This window comes from Curtobacterium sp. MCBA15_008 (genome assembly GCF_001865065.1).
GTDB lineage: Bacteria > Actinomycetota > Actinomycetes > Actinomycetales > Microbacteriaceae > Curtobacterium.
In genome coordinates, this window is the sequence record NZ_MJGN01000037.1 from 1 (window position 1) to 5,030 (window position 5,030).

The window sequence follows — 5,030 nt, forward strand, 5'->3', positions numbered from 1 at the left end:
GCAGACGACGGACGGGAGGCGCGGTGCCAGCTGGCACCGCGCCTCCCGTCCGTCTGTCTGTGCGTGTGCGGGAGCGGGCCCGGCCTAGCGGGCCAGCTTGAGCCAGACCGCCCCGAGCGGGGGCACCACCACGTGCGCCGAGGCCGGACGGCCCGCCCACGGGGTCTCGTCCGCCGTGACGACACCGAGGTTGCCGACACCGGATCCGCCGTACTCGGCCGCATCGGTGTTGAGGACCTCGTGCCATGCCCCGGCCGCGGGGAGCCCGAAGCGCCGCTCGACCGGAACGCCGGAGAAGTTCACGAACACCGCGAGGCGGTCGTCCCCGTCCTTCCGGAGGAACCCGAGCGTCGAGTGCGGCGCGTCACCGCCCTCGATCCACTCGAAGCCGTCGGCGGTGGAGTCGTGCGTCCAGAGCGCCGGGGTCTCACGGTAGACCCGGTTGAGCGAGGCGACGAGGTCCTGCACGCCACGGTGTCCCGGGTCGTCGAGGAGCCACCAGTCGAGCCCGCGGGCTTCGGACCACTCGGAGGGCTGGGCGAACTCCTGCCCCATGAAGAGCAGCTGCTTGCCGGGGTGCGCCCACATGAAGGCCAGGTAGGCGCGGACGTTCGCACGCTTCTGCCACTCGTCGCCGGGCATCTTGCCGTAGAGCGAGCCCTTGCCGTGCACGACCTCGTCGTGGCTGATCGGCAGGGTGAACTGCTCGCTGAACGCGTAGACGAACGAGAAGGTGACCTCGTCGTGGTGGTAGCTGCGGTACAGCGGCTCGCGCTCGATGTACTGCAGCGAGTCGTGCATCCAGCCCATGTTCCACTTCTGGCCGAAGCCGAGGCCGCCGGCACTCGTCGGCTGTGTGACGCCGGGCCACGAGGTGCTCTCCTCGGCGATCATCACGATGCCGGGGTAGCGCTTGTAGGCGGTGGCGTTGGTCTCCTGCAGGAACGAGATCGCCTCGAGGTTCTCGCGGCCGCCGTGGATGTTCGGCAGCCACTCGGTCCGGGAGTAGTCGAGGTACAGCATCGACGCGACGGCATCGACGCGGAGCCCGTCGATGTGGAACTCCTCGAACCAGTACAGGGCGTTCGCGACGAGGAAGTTGCGGACCTGCGGCTGCCCGAAGTCGAACACGTAGGTGCCCCAGTCGAGCTGCTCGCCGCGGCGGGGGTCCGGGTGCTCGAACAGCGCGTGGCCGTCGAACTTGCCGAGTGCCCACTCGTCCTTCGGGAAGTGCCCGGGGACCCAGTCCATGATCACGCCGATGCCGGCAGAGTGCAGCCGGTCGATGAGGTAGCGCAGGTCGTCCGGGGTGCCGAAGCGGGAGGTCGGCGCGTAGTACCCGGTGACCTGGTAGCCCCACGAGCCTCCGAAGGGGTGCTCGGCGAGCGGCAGGAACTCGACGTGGGTGAACCCGAGGTACTGCACGTGCCCGATCAGCTGGTCGGCGGCCTCGCGGTAGGACAACCCGGGGCGCCACGAGCCGAGGTGCACCTCGTAGACGCTCATCGGGCGGTCGTGCGTGGTCGTCTTCGCCCGGTGCTCCATCCACTGCGCGTCGCCCTCGGACCACGTGTAGTCGGATCGGGTGACGACGGAGGCGGTGAGCGGCGGGACCTCTGCTCGGCGGGCGAACGGGTCCGCACGCTCCACCCAGCCGGCGTCCGTGAGGATCTGGAACTTGTACCGCTGACCGACCATCGCGCCGGGCCAGAACAGCTCCCACACGCCGAGGTCGGTGAGGCGGCGCATCGCGGTGGTGCGGCCTTCCCAGCCCTCGAAGTCACCGATCACGCGGACGGCGGTGGCGCGGGGTGCCCAAACGGTGAACGCCACCCCGTCGACGCCGTCGACGGTCTTCGCGTGCGCGCCCAGGTGGTGCCAGAGCTGCTCGTCGCGGCCCTCGCCGAAGAGGTGCAGGTCGAGCTCCCCGATGGTCGGCGGGAAGCGGTAGGCGTCGTCGGTCGTCCAGGTGATGTCGTCGGTGTCCGTCGACGGGTCCTCGTCGTAGTCGGCTTCGACCCGGTACCGGCCGAGTGTGTCGGCGGTGGCGCCGGCCCAGAGCCCGTCGCCCTCGTGCGTCAGCTCGATGTCGTCGCCGTCGGGTCGGACGATGCGGACCGCGGTGGCGAGGTGCCGGACGACCCGGACACTCGTGCCGCCGTCGACGGGGTGCGGGCCGAGGACGTCGTGCGGCTGCGACCAGCGCGCTTCGGCGATCTGCTGGCGGAGCCACTCCTCGACCGGAGCGGGGCGCGGGCCGGGTGCTGGGGCTGGGGCTGGGGCTGCGGACGACCCCGTGGAGTCGGTCGCGGCGAGCGGGTTCCCGCCTTCGCTGGTGGGCGCGTCGGCTCCGTCGCCCGGGCCGGTCTCGGCAGGCACGGTGGACGCGACCGGCTCGGTCTGCGCGGCCACGGTCCGGTCACCCGCAGGCACGGGCACGGCTTCGACCGCGATGTGCCGCGGGTGCTCGGCGTCGGAGGCGTGCCCGGCGAGCGTCGCGGACTCGGGGACGTCACGGTCGGGGGACTCGCGCTGTGCCGGGGGAGCGCCGGGCAGGTCTTCTCCGGGGCCGGACACGAGCGGTTCGTACCGCGGGGTGGTGGCCTTCGGTGCGGGGACCTGCGGCGCGGAGCCCTCCGGTGCGACGTGCTGTGCCGGGTGGGTGGGACGGGGCGTGTCCGACGGCATCCGGCGCGGGAGCACGGGCGGCGGGGGCGGCGGGACCGGCGGCACGCTGGGGCCCTGGCCCCGGTTCGTCGGCGCTGCCTTCGGTGCGTCGTCCTCGCGGTGGGTGTCGGTCATCGGCGGGGTCCCTCCACGACGAGCAGGTGCACGGGTTCCTGGAACGCGTCCAGGCGGACGTAGTTCGACGAGCCCCAGACCCAGCGCTGCCCGGTCACGACGTCGCGGACGTCGAACTGCTGCTCGGGGTCGAGCCCGAGCGCGGCGAGGTCGAGGTGGACCGTGGTCTCACGGGCCGAGTGGGGGTCGACGTTGGCGACGACGATCACGGTGTCGTCGCGGCCCGAGCGGATGAACCGGCCGGGCAGGTGCTTCGAGTAGACGACGATCGCCGGGTCCTCGGCGTCGTGCACGTGCAGGTTCCGCAGCTGCCGGAGTGCGGGGTGCGCCTGCCGGAACCGGTTGAGCATCGTGACGTACGGCGCCAGGCTCGCACCCTCGGCCTCGGCCAGGGCGAAGTCGCGCGGCTTGTACTCGTACTTCTCGTTGTCGATGTTCTCTTCCGAACCCGGACGGGCGACGTCCTCGAAGAGCTCGTACCCGGCGTACATGCCCCACGTCGGAGCACCCGTCGCCGCGAGGGCCGCACGGATCTTGTAGCCGGCACGACCGCCGAACTGCAGGTACTCCGTGAGGATGTCCGGGGTGTTCACGAACAGGTTCGGACGCAGGTACGCGCTCGTCTCGTGGGACAGCTCGTCGAAGTAGTCGGCGATCTCGTCCTTCGTGTTCCGCCACGTGAAGTACGAGTACGACTGCTGGAAGCCGACCTCGGCCAGGGCCCGCATCATCGCCGGGCGGGTGAACGCCTCGGCGAGGAACACGGTGTCCGGGTGCTCGTCGCGGACCTCGCGGATGACGCGCTCCCAGAACCAGAGCGGCTTCGTGTGCGGGTTGTCGACGCGGAAGATGCGGATGCCGAACGCGATCCAGTGCCGGAGCACCCGGAGGACCTCGGCGACGATGCCCTCGGGGTCGGTGTCGAACTGGATCGGGTAGATGTCCTGGTAGCGCTTCGGCGGGTTCTCGGCGGTCGCGATGGAGCCGTCGGCCCGTACCGTGAACCACTCCGGGTGCGCGGTGACCCAGGGGTGGTCGGGGGAGCACTGCAGCGCGAAGTCGAGCGCGACCTCCATGCCGGTGTTCTTCGCGGTTTCGACGAAGTCGCGGAAGTCGTCCTCGGTGCCGAGGTCGGGGTGGATCGCGTCGTGCCCGCCCTCGGGGCCACCGATCGCCCACGGGCTGCCCGGGTCGTGCGGGCCGGGCGTGAGCGTGTTGTTCGGCCCCTTGCGCGCGGTCGTGCCGATCGGGTGGATCGGCGGCAGGTAGACGACGTCGAAGCCCATCCGGGCCACGCCGGGCAGCCGGCGGGCCGCAGTGCGGAAGTCGCCGCTCTTCCACGAGCCGTCGGCGTTCTTCTTGGCGCCCTCGCTCCGGGGGAAGAACTCGTACCAGGCGCCCACTCCGGCACGGGTGCGCTCGACGTCGAGCAGCTGCGTGGGGGAGTGCGTCCGGAGGGAGGTGAGCGGGGCGTCCTCGACCTCGCCGGTGATCCGGGGGTCGTCGACCGCGGCGAGACGCTCGGCCGGGTCGAGGTCGGTGTCGCGCACGCGTTCGGCAGCGCGGCTGGCCGCGGGAGAGCCCGTCTCGTCGGCGAGGCGGTCGAGCAGCAGTGCGCCGTCGAGCAAGGTCGCCTCGGTGTCGACGCCGGCCGCGATCTTCAGGCGCGCGGCGTGCAGCCACGTCGCCCAGTCGTCGGAGTACGACTCGACGTGCCACGACCAGACGCCGACGTGGTCGACCTGGACGGTCGCCTCGTACCGGTCGGTACCCGCGGCGACCAGCACCATCGGCACGGTGCGCGTGCCGCCGTCGGGGCGTTCGATCACGAGGTCGGCGCCGATGATGCCGTGCCCCTCGCGGAAGACGGTCGCACCGAACGTGATCACCTCGCCGTCGTACGCCTTGCCGGGGAATCCGTTCGGGGTCGTGGGGGCGAGCTCGGTGATCGGGATGCGCCCGATCTTCGGACGGCGGGGTCGGTCTGCGGTGGCCACGGAGCCGACGCTACCCGGCGAGCGCCTCCACGTTCCCCGGAATCCGCCCTCTGTGGAGGGCCGGGCGCGCCGTGGAGCTGTGGAGGGACGGCCTGGAGGCGCGTGGGGACGCCGCCACCGCCTCCCGGCCCGGTGGTCGGCCGCGACGGGCGCGACGGGCGCGACGGGCACGACGGGCGCGACGGGCACGACGGGCGCGACGCGCACGACAGGCGCGACGGGCTCGACTGG

The 5,030-nt window shown here is 71.9% G+C and carries 2 protein-coding genes; both read right to left on the reverse strand.

Annotation, left to right across the window (positions count from 1 at the left end; genetic code table 11):
• Positions 1-84: 84 nt before the first annotated feature.
• Positions 85-2,802: a 1,4-alpha-glucan branching protein GlgB gene (gene glgB / locus BIU96_RS14440; RefSeq protein WP_254786166.1), complete on the reverse strand. Its 2,718-nt coding sequence runs from the start codon at positions 2,800-2,802 to the stop codon at positions 85-87.
• Complete coding sequence (locus BIU96_RS14445; RefSeq protein ID WP_254786167.1) at positions 2,799-4,799, reverse strand: alpha-1,4-glucan--maltose-1-phosphate maltosyltransferase; 2,001 nt, start codon at positions 4,797-4,799, stop codon at positions 2,799-2,801. The genes glgB and BIU96_RS14445 overlap by 4 nt, the downstream gene beginning before the upstream one ends.
• Positions 4,800-5,030: the final 231 nt, after the last annotated feature.

Coding starts and splice junctions, on each gene's coding strand:
- glgB (WP_254786166.1), bottom strand. CDS start 2,802: ATGACCGACACCCACCGCGAGGACGACGCACCGAAGGCAGCGCCGACG.